Genomic DNA, 16,086 nt, shown 5'->3' with positions numbered 1-16,086 from the left:
GCCGGTCCTTCCATCACGACGCGGAGGACTCGTGCTCGTTCGTCTCATCCTCGGCCTGCTCATGACCGTCGTCGGCCTCGCCGTCGCCGGCAAGCGCGTGGCCTTCCTGTACCGGCTGATCAAGGCGGGCCAGCCCGACACCAAGCGGTCCGACGACCTGGGCGCCCGGGTCTTCGCGCAGGTGCGCGAGGTGTTCGGCCAGCGCAAGCTCCTCAAGTGGTCGGTGCCCGGCCTGGCGCACTTCTTCACGTTCTGGGGCTTCGTGATCCTCGCTTCGGTGTACCTGGAGGCGTACGGCGCGCTGTTCGACGAGAAGTTCGCGATCCCGTGGATCGGCCACTGGGCGGTGCTGGGCTTCCTGCAGGACTTCATCGCCGTCGCCGTGGCCGTCTCGCTCGGCGTCTTCGCGGTGATCCGGATCCGGCAGGCGCCCGAGCGCAAGCAGCGCGCGTCGCGGTTCTACGGCTCGCACACCGGTGGCGCGTGGCTGATCCTGGCCATGATCTTCAACGTCGTCTGGACGATGTTCTTCTTCCGCGGCGCGTCTTCGGCGTCCGGCAACTTCCCGTACGACTCGGGCGCGTACGTCTCGCTCGGCGTGGGGAACCTGCTGGAGCCGCTCGGGCACTCGACGACCGAGGTGCTCGAGACCGTCGGCCTGCTGCTGCACATCGGCGTCATGCTGGTGTTCCTGTCGATCGTGCTGTACTCCAAGCACCTGCACATCTTCGTGGCGCCGATCAACGTCTCGGCGAAGCGGCTCCCGGACGCACTCGGCCCGCTGCTGCCGATGGAGTCGGCCGGCAAGCCGATCGACTTCGAGGACCCGGGCGAGGACGACACGTTCGGCCGCGGCAAGATCGGCGACTTCACGTGGAAGGGCATGCTGGACTTCACCACGTGCACCGAGTGCGGCCGCTGCCAGTCGCAGTGCCCGGCGTGGAACACCGGGAAGCCGTTGTCACCGAAGCTCGTCATCATGAACCTGCGGGACAACCTGTTCGAGGAGGCGCCCTACATCCTCGCGGGCACCGAGCACGAGGGCGCGCGCCCGCTCGTCGGGCCGGAGGACGACGGCGCGGTCATCGACCCGGACGTCCTCTGGTCGTGCACCACCTGCGGCGCGTGCGTCGAGCAGTGCCCGGTGGACATCGAGCACGTCGACCACATCGTCGACATGCGCCGCTACCAGGTGATGATCGAGTCCGCGTTCCCGACCGAGCTGGGCGGGCTGTTCAAGAACCTGGAGACCAAGGGCAATCCCTGGGGCCAGAACAACTCCGAGCGGCTCGCCTGGGCGAAGGACCTGGACTTCGACGTCCCGGTGTTCGACGGCGAGCTCGCGGAAGACGTCGAGTACGTCTACTGGGTCGGCTGCGCCGGCGCGTTCGACGACCAGGCCCGCAAGACCGTCCGCGCCACGGCCGAGCTGCTGCACATCGCCGGGGTGAAGTACGTGGTGCTCGGCAAGGAAGAGTCGTGCACCGGCGACCCGGCGCGCCGCGCGGGCAACGAGTTCCTGTTCCAGATGATGGCGCAGCAGACCGCCGAGACGCTCAACGCCGTGTTCGAGGGCCGCGAGCCGCGGCTGCGCAAGATCGTCACGACCTGCCCGCACTGCCTGAACACCCTCGGCCGCGAATACCCGCAGCTGGACGGGCACTACGAGGTCGTCCACCACACGCAGCTGCTCAACCGGCTGGTCCGGGGCGGCCAGCTGACGCCGGTGAAGCCGGTCGAGGACGGCCCCCGTGTCACCTACCACGACCCCTGCTACCTGGGGCGCCACAACAAGGTCTACACACCGCCGCGCGAGCTGGTCGGCGCGACGGGCGCTTCGCTGGCGGAGATGCCCCGGCACGCGGACCGGGCCCTGTGCTGCGGCGCCGGCGGCGCCCGCATGTGGATGGAGGAGCAGATCGGCAAGCGCATCAACCTGGAACGCGTCGACGAGGCGATCGCCACCGACGCGGAAACGATCGTGACGGGCTGCCCGTTCTGCCGCGTGATGCTGACCGACGGCCTGGTCCAGCGCCAGAGCGAGCAGAAGGCGGAGAACGTGGACGTGCGTGATGTCGCCCAGCTGCTGCTGGAGCGGGTGAAGGCTGCGGACACCTCGGCCCCGAAGGTCTGAACGGGTTCACCCGTTCGCTCTATATCCTCCGGCCGCCGCACGGCTCTTCCTTGAAGGAGCACAGAGCCGTGCGGCGGGAGGGTACCGATGGCCGGGGCGAGGATCGAGACGCTCGGCGGGTCCGGCGCGCGCCTGGCGGTGCGCTGGGGCTCGTGGCTGGTGGGGCGCGGGCCGGACGCGGACCTGCGGCTGCCCTCCGACCAGGTGTCGCTGCGGCACGCCTGGGTCCGCCAGGACGCGCGCGGCACCTGGGTGGCCGACGCCGGATCGCGCAACGGGACCTGGGTCAACGGGCGGCGGCTGGCGTCCGGGCAGGACCACCCGCTGCGCAACGGCGACCGGCTCGAGTTCGGCCCGGTCGCCGCCGTCTACTCCGACGGTGAGGGCGGCACGCAGCAGACCCGGAACTGGCAGCGTTCTTCGTCCGGCGGCGTCTCGTTCGGCGATGTTTCGGCCGGGACGATCAACAACGCCGGGCGCGACGTCAACCACAGCTACGACAACCGTCAGCACCACAACTACGAGCTCACCACGCCGGAAGGTGAGGCGCTCTCCCTCATGGCGACCGGGAAGGGGCTCGGCCGGCCGATCATGTTCCTCGGGATGCTCATGAGCCTGGTCGGGTTCGGGCTGTTCGGGTCCGTGATCTTCCGGGCCATGAAGGCGGATTCGGAGGTGATGTCGAGGGGTTCGTTCACCGCGTCGCCGTCGCCGTTCGGCCCGGAGGTCTTCGGCGGCGTGCCGCTGGTCGCGGTCGGTTTCGCGTTGTTCGTGCTGGGCGGCGTGGTGTCGTCGATCGGGCTGGTGATGGCCAAGGCGGCGCACGAACGGCGCCGCCGGAACGAGAGGCGTTAGATGGACGGCATCCACTTCCACGGCGACGTTCGCGCGGGGACGGTCAACAACGCCGTCCACGGCGACATCAACACCGTCCACGGTGGACACCAGGAGATCCACCGAGGGTTCGACGCACGGCAGGTCGCTTCGCTGGTGCGGGCGGTCCGCGGCGAACTCGACGCGGCCCGGCTACCGCCGGCCACGAAGGACGCCGTGCACGACGCCCTCGACGAGGTCGACCGGGACGTCGTGCACGGCGGAACCGGCGCGGGCGCGAAGGTGCGCCGGGCCCGGGACCTGCTCCGGGACGCCGGCGGTCTCGCGACCGCCGGCGCCGGGCTGTGGACCGCCGTGCGGGCCCTTGCCGCCTCGGTCGGAGTTCCGTTCTAACCACCACAGTGGACGCGACCACAGTGGACGCGACCACAGTGGACGGTGCCAGGGGTGGCTTGCCGCCCAGCTGCGCGGTCGGCACCCGGTGGGTCTCCCGGGCTGTCGACGCGGCGATCGCCGCCACCACGCACACCGCCGCGGTGAAGATCGCGACGCCCAGCCAATCCTGCTTGCCCGAGCCGATGGCCGCCACGACGCTGGGAGCGAAGTTGGCCACCGCGAAGCCGATCTGGGTGCCGATCGCCGTGCCGGACAGGCGGACCCGGGCGCTGAACATCTCGCCGTACAGGGCCGGCCAGACCCCGTTGACCCCGGAGTACGCCTTCTCGAGCACGGCGATGTAGCCCTTGCCCGCGAACTCGCGGGTTCCCTCCGCTGCAGGTGGACGGGCCCACCCTGGCCGAGTCCTTTCGCCGGGGCGGAGGCCGGTCGCCGACGTCCTCACGGCGGCGCGCCTCGCGGGGTTCGACGGCCTGAACATCACCCACCCGGCCAAGCAGGCGGTGCTGCCCCACCTCGACGAGCTCTCGCCCGAGGCCGCCGCGCTCGGCGCGGTCAACACCGTCGTCTTCGAGCAGGGTCGCGCCATCGGCCACAACACCGACGCGACCGGGTTCGCCCGCGGCCTGCCGGACGTCCGGATGGACGACGTCGTCCTGCTCGGCGCCGGGGGAGCGGGCGCGGCGGTCGCGCACGCGCTGCTGTCGCTGGGCACCGGGCGCCTCACCGTCCACGACGTCGACCGCCACCGCAGCGCGAGGCTCGTCGACGCGCTGCGGCGGAGGTTCGGCGACGGCCGTGCGGAGACCGGTGACCTGGCGGCGGTGGAACGCGCCGACGGCCTGGTGCACGCCACGCCGACCGGGATGGCCGCCCACCCCGGCGCACCCCTCCCGCCCGAGCTGCTGCGTCCGCAGCTGTGGGTCGCCGACATCGTCTACCGGCCCCTGGAGACCGCGCTGCTGGCCGCCGCCCGCGCCCGCGGCTGCCGGGTGCTGCACGGCGGCGGCATGGTCGTACTGCAGGCCGCCGAATCGTTCCGGCTGTTCACCGGCGCCGACCCGGACCCGGCGCGGATGTTGCGCCACTTCGACGCACGGGAAGAGGAGGCCGCCCGGGCCGCCTGAACCGCGCACCGCCATCGCCACCGTCTGCCTGTCCGGCACCGCACTGGCCGCGGCCGCGGCGATGCGGGCGGCGGGCGCACCGCTGCCGGAAATCCCCGGTAACTACTACGACGACCTGGAAGCCCGGCTGGACCTGCCGCTCTCGCGGCTGGCCGCGCTGCGGGAGCGCTCGGGGCTCTACGACCGGGACGAGGAAGGCGAGTTCCTGCACCTCTACACCGCGCTGGCCGGGGCGCGGGTGTTCTTCGAGGTGGTGCAGCGGATCGGCGTGGCCAACGCGCCGGTGCGGATGGCCGCCCACCGCGCCCGGCGACACGCGGTCCCACCGGTGAAACGCCGGCCTGATCGCCTCTACCGCCCCGGGAAGTCTTTCCCGGGGTGGTTTTCGTCGTGGCCGGGCACCGCGGGCGCGGGGGATTCCGGTGCCCCGGCGGTGAAAAACGTCCGAGGCACCTTCCTATTCGGACGACTTCTGGCACGTCGTTCCGGTCGCGGGTAACCGGCCGGCTACTCGCCGCATGCGTTTACAACGTTCCGGCAACCGCCTTGACAGGGCCTGTGGTACGTACCACTCTAACCCCAACATTGGTCTACACCATTTGGGGCGCCTGGTCACGGTGGCCGGGCATGGAAAGGACGGCATCGAGTGAAACGCTGGCTCAAGCTGGCGGCGGGCGCCGCCGCATTCACGCTCGCGACAGCAGGTTGCGCGGGCTCCAGCGGCTCGGACACCGCGGCCTCGTCGAGCGGCAATGCACCGCTGAGCGGGAACGTCACGGTCTGGCTGATGACCGGGTCCGCGCCGACCACCCTGACCGACGCGCTGAACAAGGAGTTCGAGGCCGCGCACCCCGGGGTCAAGGTCAAGTACGAAATCCAGCAGTGGGACGGCATCCAGCAGAAGCTGACCACCGCGCTGGCCAGCGGCGCGCCGCCGGACGTGATCGAGGTCGGCAACACCCAGACCGCGGCGTTCGCCTCGCAGGACGGCGTCCTGACCGACCTGTCCGCCGACAAGGACAGCTTCAACGGCGCACAGTGGCTGAAGGGTCTCGCGGACTCCGGCAGCTACGACGGCAAGACCTTCGGCGTCCCGTTCTACGCGGCCAACCGTGAGGTCATCTACCGCAAGGACATGTTCGAACAGGCCGGCATCGCCAAGCCGCCGGCGTCGAACGACGAGTGGATCGACGCCATCGGCAAGCTGAAGGCGAAGTTCGGCTCGGACCCCGACTTCCAGGCGCTGTACATGCCGGGCCAGAACTGGTACGCGCTGCTGTCGTTCATCTGGGACAACGGCGGCGACATCGCCAAGGCCGACGGCAAGAACTACAAGGCGAGCCTGGACACCCCCGAGGCCAAGGCCGGCCTGGACTTCTACAAGAAGCTCGTCGACACCTCCGGCACCAAGGCGCCGAAGGACGCCGACGAGGCCAAGCCGCAGCAGGCGACCGTCTACGGCGCCGGCAAGGTGGCCATGATGATCGGCCTCCCCTGGGAGCTGGCGACGGCGGCGAAGACCGACGCGAGCCTGACCGGCAAGACCGGTGCCTTCGCGATCCCGAGCAAGACCGCCGGCCAGAGCGCCCCGGTCTTCCTGGGCGGCTCGAACCTGGCCATCCCGGCGAACAGCAAGAACGTGGCCGCGGCCAAGGAGTACATCAAGCTGCTCTCCAGCGCGAAGTACCAGAGCCAGCTCGCCGCCGCCGGCGTCGTGCCCGGCACGTCGACCGACCTCACCGGCCTGGACAAGGACCCGCTGGGCAGCGTCATGGCGAAGGCCTCCGCCAACGGCAAGGCCGTGCCGGCCAGCCCGAAGTGGGGTGACGTGGAGTCCGGCCAGAACCCGGTCAAGGACATGCTGACCGCGTACCTGACCGGCAAGAAGACGCTCGACCAGGCGACCGCCGACGCCAACGCAGCGCTGAACAAGCTCATCGGCGGATGACAGCGACCGCCAATGTGACGATGCCGGCGGGGGCGACCCCGCCGGCATCGCCGCGCGACACGCGGGCCAAGAAGCGCAGGCGGGGCCGGTTCGGCGACCGGGTGCTCCCGTACCTGCTGCTGCTTCCCGCGTTAGCGGCCATCTTGATACTGCTCGCCTGGCCGCTGGTCCAGGTGCTCGCGATCAGCTTCCGCAAGCTCGACATCGGCCAGCTCGTCTCCGGCAAGACCGTCTGGATCGGGTTCGACAACTACACGAACACGCTGTCCGACCCGGAGTTCTGGACGATCACCTTCCGGACGCTGGTCTTCACGGCCGCCATCGTGGCCGCCACCATCCTCGGCGGCCTGCTGCTGGCGGTGCTCATGCGCCACCTCGACCCGGTCGTGCGGATCATCGTGCAGGTGACGCTGGTGCTGGCCTGGGCCACCCCGGTGATCGCCACGACCACGGTCTTCCAGTGGATCTTCGACGAGCAGTACGGCATCCTCAACAAGACACTGGACCGGCTCGGGTTCCCCGGCTTCATCGGCTTCTCCTGGTTCTCCAGCGGCGCCAGCACGCTCACCGTGATCGGGCTGCTCATCGTGTGGCAGGCCGTCCCGTTCGTGACGTTCTCCCTGTACGCGGGCATCATCGGCGTGCCGCGCGAGCAGTACGAAGCCGCCGGCATCGACGGCGCCGGCGCGTGGCAGACGTTCCGCGCGGTCACCTGGCCCGCCATCCGGCCGATCACCACGATGGTGACGTTCCTGTCGGTGCTGTGGGACTTCAACGCCTTCGCCCAGATCTGGGCGATCCGCGAAGGCGGCCCCGACGGCGAGAGCACCACCCTGGCCGTCGTGCTCTACCTCAAGGGCATCGCCGGCAACCACTTCGGCGCGGCGGGCGCCATCGCGACCCTGATGCTCATCGTGCTCGCGCTCATCACGGGCCGGTACATCCAGCTGCTGACCCGGACCCGGGAAGGTGATCTGTCGTGAGGAAACCGCTGTCGCAGCGGATCGTGCTCTCGGTGGTCGGCGTGCTCGTCGCGCTGGCGATCGTCTTCCCGACGTACTGGATGTTCGTCACGTCGCTGCGGACACCCGGCGAGATCCTCTCGCCGAAGTACGACCTGATCCCGACGTCGTTCTCGTTCGGCAACTTCGCCACGGCGCTGAGCAAGGACAACTTCCCGACCTACCTGATGAACAGCCTGATCGTCACGGTCGGGTCGGTGCTGTGCGCGCTGGTCGCCGGCACCCTGGCGGCCATCCCGCTGGCGCGGCTGCGCTTCACCGGCCGCAAGGGCTTCCTGGTGCTGGTCATGGTGGCGCAGCTGGCGCCGGTGTCGGCCCTGTTCATCCCGCTGTTCCTGCTGATGCGGGACGCCGGGCTGCTGAACACGCTGCCGTCGCTGCTGCTGATCTACTTCGCGACCACGCTGCCGTTCACGGTCTGGATGCTCTACGGGTTCGTCAACGGGATCCCGTACGAGCTGGAAGAGGCCGCGATGATCGACGGCTGCAGCCAGACCGGCGCGTTCCGCCGGGTGACGCTGCCGCTGCTCGGCCCGGGCCTGGTCACGACGTCGGTGTTCAGCTTCATCACGGCGTGGAACGAGTACCTGTTCGCGCTGGTGTTCATCCAGGACAAGCCGAAAGAGACGCTGCCGGTGTGGCTGGCGTCGTTCCGCACCGCGTTCGCCACGGACTGGGGCGGGGTGATGGCCGCGTCGGTCATCTACGCCATCCCGGCGCTGGTCTTCTTCCTGCTCGTCCAACGCAAGCTCGTGTCCGGCGCGACCGCCGGCGCCGTGAAGGGGTAGCCGTTGTCCTCGGACACCGCAAAGCTCGCCGAAGCCGTCCTCCTGCCCGGGTTCGCCGGGACGACCGCCCCGGACTGGCTGCGCCGCCGGATCGCCGGCGGCCTCGGCGGGGTGGTCCTGTTCGGCCGCAACGTCGTCGACGACGAGCAGGTCGCCGCGTTGACCGCGCAGCTGCGAAGCGAGCGGGACGGCGACAGTGGTGTTGTCGTCGGGATCGACGAGGAGGGCGGCGACGTCACCCGCCTCGACGTCGGCACCGGGTCGTTCGTGCCGGGGCCACTGGCCCTCGGCGCGGCGGACGACCCGGAGCTGACCACCGCCGTGGCCGCCGCGCTCGGCGAACGGCTGGCCGCCTGTGGCGTCACGCTGAACCTCGCGCCCTGCGCGGACCTGACCCTCGCGGCCGAAGACCCGATCATCGGCGTCCGGGCGTTCGGGTCCGACCCGGCGAAGGCGTCGCCGCACGTCGCGGCGTACGTGACCGGCCTGCAGAAGTACGGCGTCGCGGCCTGCGCGAAGCACTTCCCCGGCCACGGCGCGGCGACCGAGGACTCGCACGTGGCCCTGCCGGTGCTGCCGCGCACACCGGACGAACTGCGCGAAATCGAGCTGGTCCCGTTCGCCGCGGCGATCCGGGCCGGGGTGCGCTCGGTGATGTCGGGCCACCTGGTCGTCCGGGCGTGGGGCGACGAGCCCGCCACGCTGAACCGGACGGCGCTCACCGACGTCCTGCGCGGCGAGCTCGGCTTCACCGGCGCGGTGATCACCGACGCCCTGGAGATGGGCGCGGTGTCCGGCGCGTACGGACGGCACGACGGCCTCGGCCGGTCGGCCGTGCGGGCCCTGACCGCGGGGGCGGACGCGTTGTGCCTCGGCGGCGCGGCGTTCGAGGCCGAGCACCTGGACGCGTGCGTCGCGGCGATCGTGGCGGCGGTCGAGGCGGGGGAGCTGCCCCCGGAGCGGCTGGCCGAGGCGGCCGGGCGGACGGCGGCGCTGGGCACCGACCCCGCGCCGGCGAAGGTGGGCCCGGTCGACCGGCGGCTCGGTCTCGAGGCGGCCCGCAAGGCGCTGCGGGTGTCCGGTGCGCCCCGGCTGGACGGCCCGCCGCTGGTGGTCGACGTCCAGACCGAGCCGACCATCGCGGCCGGGCCGATGCCGTGGGGCCTGGGCGCGCACCTGGCCGAGCTCGTGCCGGGCACCCGGGCGCTGACCGCGACCCCCGACGACGCCGACGCGGTGCTCGAAGCGGCACGAGGGTTCCGCAGCGTCGTCGTGGTCACCCGGGAAGCCCACCGGCACCCGCGGGTGCGTGCGCTGCTCGCCGCCCTGGCTGCGCTGGACTTCATCCGCGTGGAGACCGGCGTGCCCGGCCCCGGCGGCGGCGACGGCCCGCGGATCGACACGTTCAGCGGCTCGTACGTCAGCCTGCGCGCCGCGGCCGAATACCTGGCCTGACCGCGGTTTCGTCCGCTTTGCCGCATCTTCGGGAATTCGCCCGCGGTTTGTACGAGGCTTGTACCGGCGGCCTCCATTCTGTCCGCACACCGGACAACTGGAGGACGGAAGAATGAACATGGGGATCCTGAAGCGGATGGCGGGGGTGGCCGGTATCGCCGCGGCGATTGCGGTCGTCGGGGCGAGCCCGGCCTTCGCGGCCACGGGCACTGTGCACACCGACTCCGGTGCGGCGCTGACCGTGCGGTCCAGCCCGAGCGCCACGGCGGGCTCGGTCGGCAGCATCGTCGACGGCACCGCAGTGACCATCACCTGTCAGACCAACGGGTCGACCGTCGACGGCAAGTACGGCACCTCGGACATCTGGGACAAGGTGGGCGACGGCTACGTCAGCGACGCCTACGTCTACACCGGCTCCGACGGCCGGGTCGCGCCGGACTGCGCCGGCTCGACGCTGACCTGCTCGACCGCGGGCACCGGCGACCCGAAGACCTGCGCGCAGGCGGTGGCCTACGCCAAGACCCGCATCCACACCAACGACCTCGACTCCTACGAGGGCTGGTGCGACCGGATCAACGCCCAGAACTACGGCTGGACCGCCTCCGGCTCGGAGACGGCCTACATCCACTGGACCCAGATCCCGGCCTCGTTCAAGCACGCGGGTGACTACCAGGTCCCGGCCGGTGGCCTCGCCTTCTTCAAGAGCAGCGGCGCCGGGCACACGATGATCTCGATCGGCGACGGCAAGTTCCTGTCGAACGACATCAACGGCTACGGCAGCTACACCGAGACGACGATCGCGCAGATCAAGAACAAGTGGGGCCAGACCTACCTCGGCTGGTCGCAGCCGTGGTTCAAGGTGAACCACTGACACCCTGATCGTGCACGGGCCCCTGTCCCCGGACAGGGGCCCGTTCGCGTGCCGGGACAGTCCGGTTCGGACAGTCAGACCTTCATGATCCGGTGCGCCGGATCCGCCAGGTACGTCAGCAGGTTCCCGGGCCGGTACGGCGGCTGCATCTGCTCACTGCGGTGCAGCGCGCACGACCCCGCGAACTCCGTCGCCGGATCCGACCGGCCGATGACGCGGTTCGCCGAGCCGAACCACCGGAAGAACGCGTTGAGCGAACTGTGCAAGTCGCCGAGTTCGTTGCGCGCCGCCAAGTACCCGAAGGCGTTCTCCTTGAAGGCGAGGCCGCACTGCTCGGCGCGGTCGGCCATCCACCGGAGGGCGAGGTCCGACAGGGCCGGCTGCGGGTATCCGCCGCCGACGTCGGAATGGGCGCCGGCGAACCAGACCTGTTCGCGGATCTGGCCGTTCGCCGCCTTCGACGGTGCCCACACGGCCGGGCTGAACGACTTGCGGTGCTCGTCCACCGCCAGTGCCTGGAACGCCGCCCGGACGATCGACGTCAGCTCCATGTCGTGGAACTGCCAGCGCTTGTTCAGCAGGTGGATCAGCCGGCCGCCGCTGAGGGGGATGCCGAGTGCGCCGACGGTGTCCCAGACACCGACGAACCGGATGGGCGTCCGATCCTCGCGGGCGTACTTCGCGCGGAACTCGCGGGCCCGCGGGCTGTCCGGGCCGGAGCCGGCCCGGTCGCGATCGCGGTAGAGCCGGTAGGCCTCCTCGAGCCGGCCGAGCTCGCCGGGGCGCAGGACGCCGCAGTTGCGGATGAAGCCGACGGTGCTGCGCGCGGTGTAGGCACCGCGGCTGAAGCCGAAGAAGAACAGTTCGTCGCCGGGTTCGTAGTTTTCGGCGACGAAGCGGTAGGCGTGCTTCACCTTCGCCGAAAGTCCCATGCCGAAAGCGCCGCCGGTGAGGTGGTCCCACAGCTTTCCGGTGCCGACGCCTTCGCGGTAGTACACCCGCTGTCGCGTGCCGGCCGGATCGGCCGGCGCGACGAGCTTCTTGAGCTGGCCCACGTTGGTCGGAGCCGGCTGGCGGAGGGTGTTCCAGGTCCCGTCGCAGCAGATCACCAGACGTTTCGCCATGCTTCCTCCCCGGTCCGGACCCTCGTGAGTCGCACGCACCCGGTGCCGCGTTACGCCTCGGCGAAACCCGAAACGGTGCCGTTTCCCGATTTCGGGATCGGCGTCCGCCCGGTGATTTCCCGTTGCCCGGAAAATGGCTCGCGCACCAGGGTGAATCCGCGTTACGCGGCACGCGGGACCCGCCGGCTCAAGGGATGAGCTGCGCACCGGACGGCGGGCGCGGAACCGTGGCACCGGAGCCGGACCGGCTGACCGAGCTCGGCACGACGGCCCGCCGGGACGCGGCGACGGGCCCGGTCCGGAACCCCCGCTACGGCTGGGGCGAACTCGACGCGGCGACGATCCTGTCCCGGTGAAGGAGTAGCGCCAGCAACTCGGAGCGGCCCGGCGTGAGGGAGCCGACCGGTTGCCAGCCCCACCGGCGGTACATGGCGTGCGCCGGGGCGGCCGTCGATGCGGCCAGCACGGCGAACGGCTCGGGCCGCGCGTCGAGCAGCCGGTCGAGCAGGTCACGTCCGTGGCCGCGCCCGCGCAGCCCTGGCCGGACCGCGAGTTCGTACACGTAGAACACCGGGTTGCGGGCCAGCCACGGCGGTGCGGCCGCGGCGGCTCGTGGGTGCCACCAGCCCGCCTCGCGGCCGACGCCGTAGGCGAAGCCGGCCAAGCCTTCTCCACTGTGGACGGTGGTCACCGCGAACCCCGGGAGGAGGGCGTGCCGCGACACCGTCTCGCGGAACTCGGCCGCCTCGGCTTCGCCTTCGCCGTACGGTGGTTCGCGGTAGACGTCGAGGTAGAGGTCGCCGAGCTCGGCCCAGTCAGGCATCCGCGGTCTCCCGGGTCGCGGCCGGCTCCGGAACCGCCTTCAGCCCCGCGAGCACGACCACCGCCAGCATGCAGGACCCGGCCAGCACCAGCCAGGGCAGCTGCGGGCTGGCGGCCAGCAGTGCGGTGAACGTCACCGGCGCCAGGACCCGGGCTGCGCCCCACAGCAGTTCCTCCAGCCCGAGGTACCGGCCGCGCAGGTGGGGCGGCGCCAGTGCGACGGTGAGCGCGCTGCTGGTCGGGGCCTGCAGCAGCTCGGCCGCGGTGAACACGGCGGTGGCGACGGTCAGCACGGCGAAGACCGGCAGCGGCGCGGCGAGCGGCCCCGCCGCGAACAGCAGGAAGGCCGCCGCCCACACCCCCGCCGCGACCTGCAACGTCCGGGCCTTGGCGAAGCGCTCCACGCGCCGGGCCACGACGGTCTGTGCGAGCACCACGAGGACCGTGTTGAGGGCGAACAGCACCCCGGGCTGCCACGCGGGCAACCGCAGCGTGTCGAGCACGTACGCGCTCAGCAGGACCGTCAAGGCGAGGTCGCACAGGGCGAAGACGAACACCGTCACGAGCACCCGCCGGAACGCGCGGTCGGCGAGCACGGCCCGGTACCCCCGGCGACGCGCGGGCTCGCGGGCGGCCCGCGGCGGGCCGGCTCGCCCACCCCGCCAGGCCGCGACGAGGATCGCCGCGAGGAGGAAGCTGGCCGCGTTCAGCACCACGATCGTGGTGTAGCCGCCGGCGATGACGAGCGCGCTGCCCGCCAGCCCGCCGAGGCCGATGCCGACGTTGCGCAGCGTCCGCTCCATCGCGTACCAGCGGGCGCGCTGCCCGTCGTCGGCCACCTGCGCGACCAGCGCCCCGGACGCCGGCCAGAACAGCCCTTCGCCCCAGAACGTCAGTGCGGCCAGCACCACCAGCTGCCACAACGACCCGGCGAAGACGTACCCGGTGAAGGTCGCCACCCGCAGCAGGTTCGCGGCGAGCACGATCCGCCGCGGGCCGAAGCGGTCCACCAGCGGGCCGGCGAACGGCCCGGCCGGCAGTGCGAGCAGGGCCGCGGCGGAGAGCGCGGCGCCGACCGCGGTCAGCGGGATTCCCTTGGCCGCGTGGAAGTACACGACGGCGAACGGCAGGAAGAGGCCCGTGCCGAGCGCGTCGACACCCTGCGCGGCGACCAGTGGCAGGCGGCCCCGGGTCCGGGGTAGCCCGAGCAGTTCGGTGACGGCCATTCCGGGCTCCTCAGGCGTGGGGGAGCGGGAAGACGTTCAGCCGCTCTTCGGGCAGGGGCTCGGCCCGCCAGCCGAGGTCGACCGCGGCGCGGCGGATCCGGCCGTCGCCCCAGTACGGGAACCCCGCCGGGAAGTTCGACACCAGCCCCGGCACGAGGGTGTGCGCGGCGTGGAACCCGGCGGCTTCGACGTCCCGGGTGGTGAGGTCGACGCTGAGCACCTCGAACCCGCGGGCTTCGACGCGCTCCTGGTAGGCCTTGAGCCGCCGCTCGCCCAGCGCCGGCAGCCCCTCCCAGGCCCGCACCGGCAGGTCGCGCACCCAGGGCGCCACCCGCGCCGCGGCCCGTGGGTCGAGGTAGATCTGCTGCTGGCACACCAGGTCCACGACGTCGGCGAAGTCCTCGCGGTAGGAATCGAGGTAGCGCCGGTCGGCGCGGTACGGCTTGAGGTTGCCCAGGTGCGGCAGGTCGGCCTGCATCGCGCCCAGCTCGCGCTCGTCGTCGAGGGCGAGGCAGGTGTGCTGGAGCGTGAACCCTTCCGCCAGCGCCTTCTTGGCCGCTTCGAACGCGTCGGGCCGGGTCGCGAACCCGATCGACAGCCAGCGCCGGGTGCGGTCGAAGACCGCGGCGGCGACGATCGGGACGGCGAACTCGTTGTCCAGGGGGATGAGCGTGATGTCGTAGGTGTCGGCCGTGTCGGCGACCAGTGCCTGGATCTCGGCGGGGACCGCCAGCCGGCGGAGCCGGGGCGTGTTGGCCCACCAGAGCATGGTCGTGTCGCGCTCCAGCACCTCTTCGAGGCCGGAGGTGACGGCGTGCTCCACGCTGGTGCCGCCGGCGAGCCCGGCGATCAGCGGGTCGGTGAACCGGGCGCCGCCGGGTTCGGCGTCGGCCGAGACGAGGCAGGCCGGCACCCAGATCGGCTCCTTCGTCGTGTGCGAAAAGCCTTCCACCCACGCGCATTCGACGTCGGTGGTCAGCGGCGCGAACGGGAAGCCCGCGGTCCGGTACTGGCGTGGCGAGTAGAGGTTCAGGCGGCGCGGGTCGAGCGCCGGGACGCCGTCGCGGCGCAGCCGGTCGTAGCTGGCGTGGCGGATCCGGCGCTCCGGCGGGAGCCAGCTGCCGCAGTAGCGTTCCACGGCCTCGCCGATCGCGGAGTCGCGGGCGAGCTCGAAGTCGTGCCACGACGTGCCGAACGCCTGGCGGTCGTTGGGCCAGTCGGCCACCCGCCGCATGTCGGCGACGTCGACCGCGCACACCCGCAGCCGGGCGGGCATGCCCGGGGCGGCGGGCAGTTCGTGGACCGCGGTCACGATTCCGGTGCGGTCGTCGACGAGCAGGTCGGGCCGTGGCCCGTGCGCCACCACCGGCCGGGGCCGGTCGGGCACGGGCAGCACGGGCCGGGGGAGCACGGTCAGCCGGACGGGATCGAGCTCGAGTTCGCCGGTCGTGGTCTCGGCGGGCGCGCCGCCGGCCCAGCGCTCGAGCTGGACGGCGAGCGCGGTGAGCAGCCAGCGGGTTTCCCCGGGCCGGAACCGCGGGCCGGGCGGGGCGCCGGCCGCGGCGAAGGCGTCGAGCACGCGCGGGTCGAGCGCGGCGGATCGGCGGCGGGCCAGCACGTCGGCGAAGTCGGGGCCGGTGCCGGGGGTGACCGCGGGCCCGGCGATCCCCTGGCCGCGTTCACAGCGGAAGGGGAGGAAGCGCACCCCGCGGTCGGCGCAGAACGCATCCAGCGCGGTGAGTTCGGCATAGGCCGGATGGGCGAACGCGGCGACGACGACGGTGTCCGCCGGATCCGCCGGGAAGGGCTGGTCGAGGCCGGCGAGCGGGGCGATCCGCGCGTAGCCGGACGGCGCGAGGAGGTCCGCGAGCGGGCCGGTCAGCTCGGGCGCCCCGGTGAGCAGCACGCTGGTCGCGGCGAGGCGCCGGGCGCCGGCCTCCTCGTCCCGGCCCGCGCGCAGGCAGCCGTCCGCCTCGAGGACGTCGAGCACCTCCGCGTAGTCGGGGTTCATCCCGGCCAGCAGCTCCTCACGGGTGCGGGTGCCGTCGCACCGGCCGAGCCACGCCCGGAACTCCCGCACCGGGGCGGTGATCGAGAACTGGCCGCCGTTCGGCGTGATGAGCAGGCACAGCTCGGGCTCGAGGTCGTGGAGCTCGATCCCGGTCAGCTGCGGGCGGACGTCGTCAGGCATGGCGAACCCCTCGGTCGGAAACGGGCCGGACATGGGCCGTGCCGCGGCCCCGGTCCTCGTACGACAGCCCTTCGACGTCGCACAGCACCACGGCGGCGCGGAACTCCGGGGGCAGCTCGTCGAGCGCCGCCTGCAGGTCCGGGTCCAG

Annotated in this window: 14 protein-coding genes and 3 pseudogenes; 11 read left to right on the top strand and 6 right to left on the bottom strand. The window is 71.8% G+C overall.

Annotation, left to right across the window (positions count from 1 at the left end):
- Positions 1–31: 31 nt before the first annotated feature.
- The 3 genes from AB0M80_RS36770 to AB0M80_RS36760 all read left to right on the top strand — a co-directional run bounded on the left by AB0M80_RS36770 (position 32) and on the right by AB0M80_RS36760 (position 3,361).
- On the top strand, positions 32–2,134 hold the full coding sequence (locus tag AB0M80_RS36770) for a (Fe-S)-binding protein (protein ID WP_364574173.1): 2,103 nt from the start codon (positions 32–34) through the stop codon (positions 2,132–2,134).
- Between the two features lie 87 nt (positions 2,135–2,221).
- Positions 2,222–2,989, top strand: a complete 768-nt coding sequence (locus tag AB0M80_RS36765) for an FHA domain-containing protein (RefSeq protein WP_364574171.1) — start codon at positions 2,222–2,224, stop codon at positions 2,987–2,989.
- Positions 2,990–3,361: a hypothetical protein gene (locus AB0M80_RS36760; protein ID WP_364574169.1), complete on the top strand. Its 372-nt coding sequence runs from the start codon at positions 2,990–2,992 to the stop codon at positions 3,359–3,361.
- Positions 3,362–3,413: 52 nt separating this feature from the next.
- Here the strand turns inward: AB0M80_RS36760 and AB0M80_RS36755 are convergent.
- Positions 3,414–3,686: pseudogene (locus AB0M80_RS36755) on the bottom strand (MFS transporter); the annotation flags it as partial.
- A gap of 25 nt (positions 3,687–3,711) precedes the next feature.
- Here AB0M80_RS36755 and AB0M80_RS36750 point away from each other — a divergent pair.
- From AB0M80_RS36750 to AB0M80_RS36720, 7 genes and pseudogenes are all read left to right on the top strand, one after another.
- Positions 3,712–4,491, top strand: a complete 780-nt coding sequence (locus AB0M80_RS36750) for a shikimate dehydrogenase (RefSeq protein ID WP_364574167.1) — start codon at positions 3,712–3,714, stop codon at positions 4,489–4,491.
- A 40-nt stretch (positions 4,492–4,531) separates the two neighbouring features.
- Positions 4,532–4,825 (top strand): annotated as a pseudogene (locus AB0M80_RS36745) (sugar phosphate isomerase/epimerase and 4-hydroxyphenylpyruvate domain-containing protein); the annotation flags it as partial.
- A 312-nt stretch (positions 4,826–5,137) separates the two neighbouring features.
- Positions 5,138–6,439, top strand: coding sequence for a sugar ABC transporter substrate-binding protein (locus AB0M80_RS36740; RefSeq protein WP_364574165.1), 1,302 nt, complete (start codon positions 5,138–5,140; stop codon positions 6,437–6,439).
- On the top strand, positions 6,436–7,422 hold the full coding sequence (locus tag AB0M80_RS36735) for a sugar ABC transporter permease (protein WP_364574163.1): 987 nt from the start codon (positions 6,436–6,438) through the stop codon (positions 7,420–7,422). The genes AB0M80_RS36740 and AB0M80_RS36735 overlap by 4 nt, the downstream gene beginning before the upstream one ends.
- Positions 7,419–8,249 carry a carbohydrate ABC transporter permease gene (locus tag AB0M80_RS36730; protein ID WP_364574161.1) on the top strand — a complete coding sequence of 277 codons (831 nt, stop codon included), beginning with the start codon at positions 7,419–7,421 and terminating at the stop codon, positions 8,247–8,249. Before AB0M80_RS36735 ends, AB0M80_RS36730 begins: the two co-directional genes overlap by 4 nt.
- A 3-nt stretch (positions 8,250–8,252) precedes the next feature.
- Entirely contained in the window at positions 8,253–9,704 is a 1,452-nt protein-coding gene (locus tag AB0M80_RS36725) for a glycoside hydrolase family 3 N-terminal domain-containing protein (RefSeq protein ID WP_364574159.1), read from the top strand.
- Positions 9,705–9,816: 112 nt separating this feature from the next.
- Positions 9,817–10,575, top strand: a complete 759-nt coding sequence (locus AB0M80_RS36720; protein WP_364574157.1) for a hypothetical protein — start codon at positions 9,817–9,819, stop codon at positions 10,573–10,575.
- Positions 10,576–10,649: 74 nt separating this feature from the next.
- On the opposite strand, the gene AB0M80_RS36715 is transcribed toward AB0M80_RS36720, so the two are convergent.
- Positions 10,650–11,699 carry a DUF2235 domain-containing protein gene (locus tag AB0M80_RS36715; RefSeq protein WP_364574155.1) on the bottom strand — a complete coding sequence of 350 codons (1,050 nt, stop codon included), beginning with the start codon at positions 11,697–11,699 and terminating at the stop codon, positions 10,650–10,652.
- 194 nt (positions 11,700–11,893) lie between these two features.
- Here AB0M80_RS36715 and AB0M80_RS36710 point away from each other — a divergent pair, with 194 nt between their 5' ends.
- On the top strand, positions 11,894–12,055 hold the full coding sequence (locus AB0M80_RS36710) for a hypothetical protein (protein WP_364574153.1): 162 nt from the start codon (positions 11,894–11,896) through the stop codon (positions 12,053–12,055).
- Here the strand turns inward: AB0M80_RS36710 and AB0M80_RS36705 are convergent.
- The 4 genes and pseudogenes from AB0M80_RS36705 to AB0M80_RS36690 all read right to left on the bottom strand — a co-directional run.
- On the bottom strand, positions 12,010–12,522 hold the full coding sequence (locus AB0M80_RS36705) for a GNAT family N-acetyltransferase (RefSeq protein ID WP_364574151.1): 513 nt from the start codon (positions 12,520–12,522) through the stop codon (positions 12,010–12,012). The genes AB0M80_RS36710 and AB0M80_RS36705 overlap by 46 nt on opposite strands.
- Positions 12,515–13,747: an MFS transporter gene (locus AB0M80_RS36700; protein ID WP_364574149.1), complete on the bottom strand. Its 1,233-nt coding sequence runs from the start codon at positions 13,745–13,747 to the stop codon at positions 12,515–12,517. The genes AB0M80_RS36705 and AB0M80_RS36700 overlap by 8 nt, the downstream gene beginning before the upstream one ends.
- 10 nt (positions 13,748–13,757) lie before the next feature.
- A complete protein-coding gene (locus AB0M80_RS36695) occupies positions 13,758–15,938 on the bottom strand; it encodes a YcaO-like family protein (protein ID WP_364574147.1) in 2,181 nt (726 codons plus the stop codon).
- Positions 15,939–15,984: 46 nt separating this feature from the next.
- Positions 15,985–16,086: pseudogene (locus tag AB0M80_RS36690) on the bottom strand (sigma factor-like helix-turn-helix DNA-binding protein); the annotation flags it as partial.

Origin of the sequence: Amycolatopsis sp. NPDC051045, assembly GCF_040682955.1 — a bacterium.
Taxonomy (GTDB): Bacteria; Actinomycetota; Actinomycetes; order Mycobacteriales; family Pseudonocardiaceae; genus Amycolatopsis.
Note: the sequence above shows the minus strand (reverse complement) of the source record. Positions and strands in the feature narration are given on the sequence as shown.

Coding starts and splice junctions, on each gene's coding strand:
- AB0M80_RS36765 (WP_364574171.1), top strand. CDS start 2,222: ATGGCCGGGGCGAGGATCGAGACGCTCGGCGGGTCCGGCGCGCGCCTG.
- AB0M80_RS36760 (WP_364574169.1), top strand. CDS start 2,990: ATGGACGGCATCCACTTCCACGGCGACGTTCGCGCGGGGACGGTCAAC.
- AB0M80_RS36735 (WP_364574163.1), top strand. CDS start 6,436: ATGACAGCGACCGCCAATGTGACGATGCCGGCGGGGGCGACCCCGCCG.
- AB0M80_RS36720 (WP_364574157.1), top strand. CDS start 9,817: ATGAACATGGGGATCCTGAAGCGGATGGCGGGGGTGGCCGGTATCGCC.
- AB0M80_RS36715 (WP_364574155.1), bottom strand. CDS start 11,699: ATGGCGAAACGTCTGGTGATCTGCTGCGACGGGACCTGGAACACCCTC.
- AB0M80_RS36710 (WP_364574153.1), top strand. CDS start 11,894: ATGAGCTGCGCACCGGACGGCGGGCGCGGAACCGTGGCACCGGAGCCG.
- AB0M80_RS36705 (WP_364574151.1), bottom strand. CDS start 12,522: ATGCCTGACTGGGCCGAGCTCGGCGACCTCTACCTCGACGTCTACCGC.
- AB0M80_RS36700 (WP_364574149.1), bottom strand. CDS start 13,747: ATGGCCGTCACCGAACTGCTCGGGCTACCCCGGACCCGGGGCCGCCTG.
- AB0M80_RS36695 (WP_364574147.1), bottom strand. CDS start 15,938: ATGCCTGACGACGTCCGCCCGCAGCTGACCGGGATCGAGCTCCACGAC.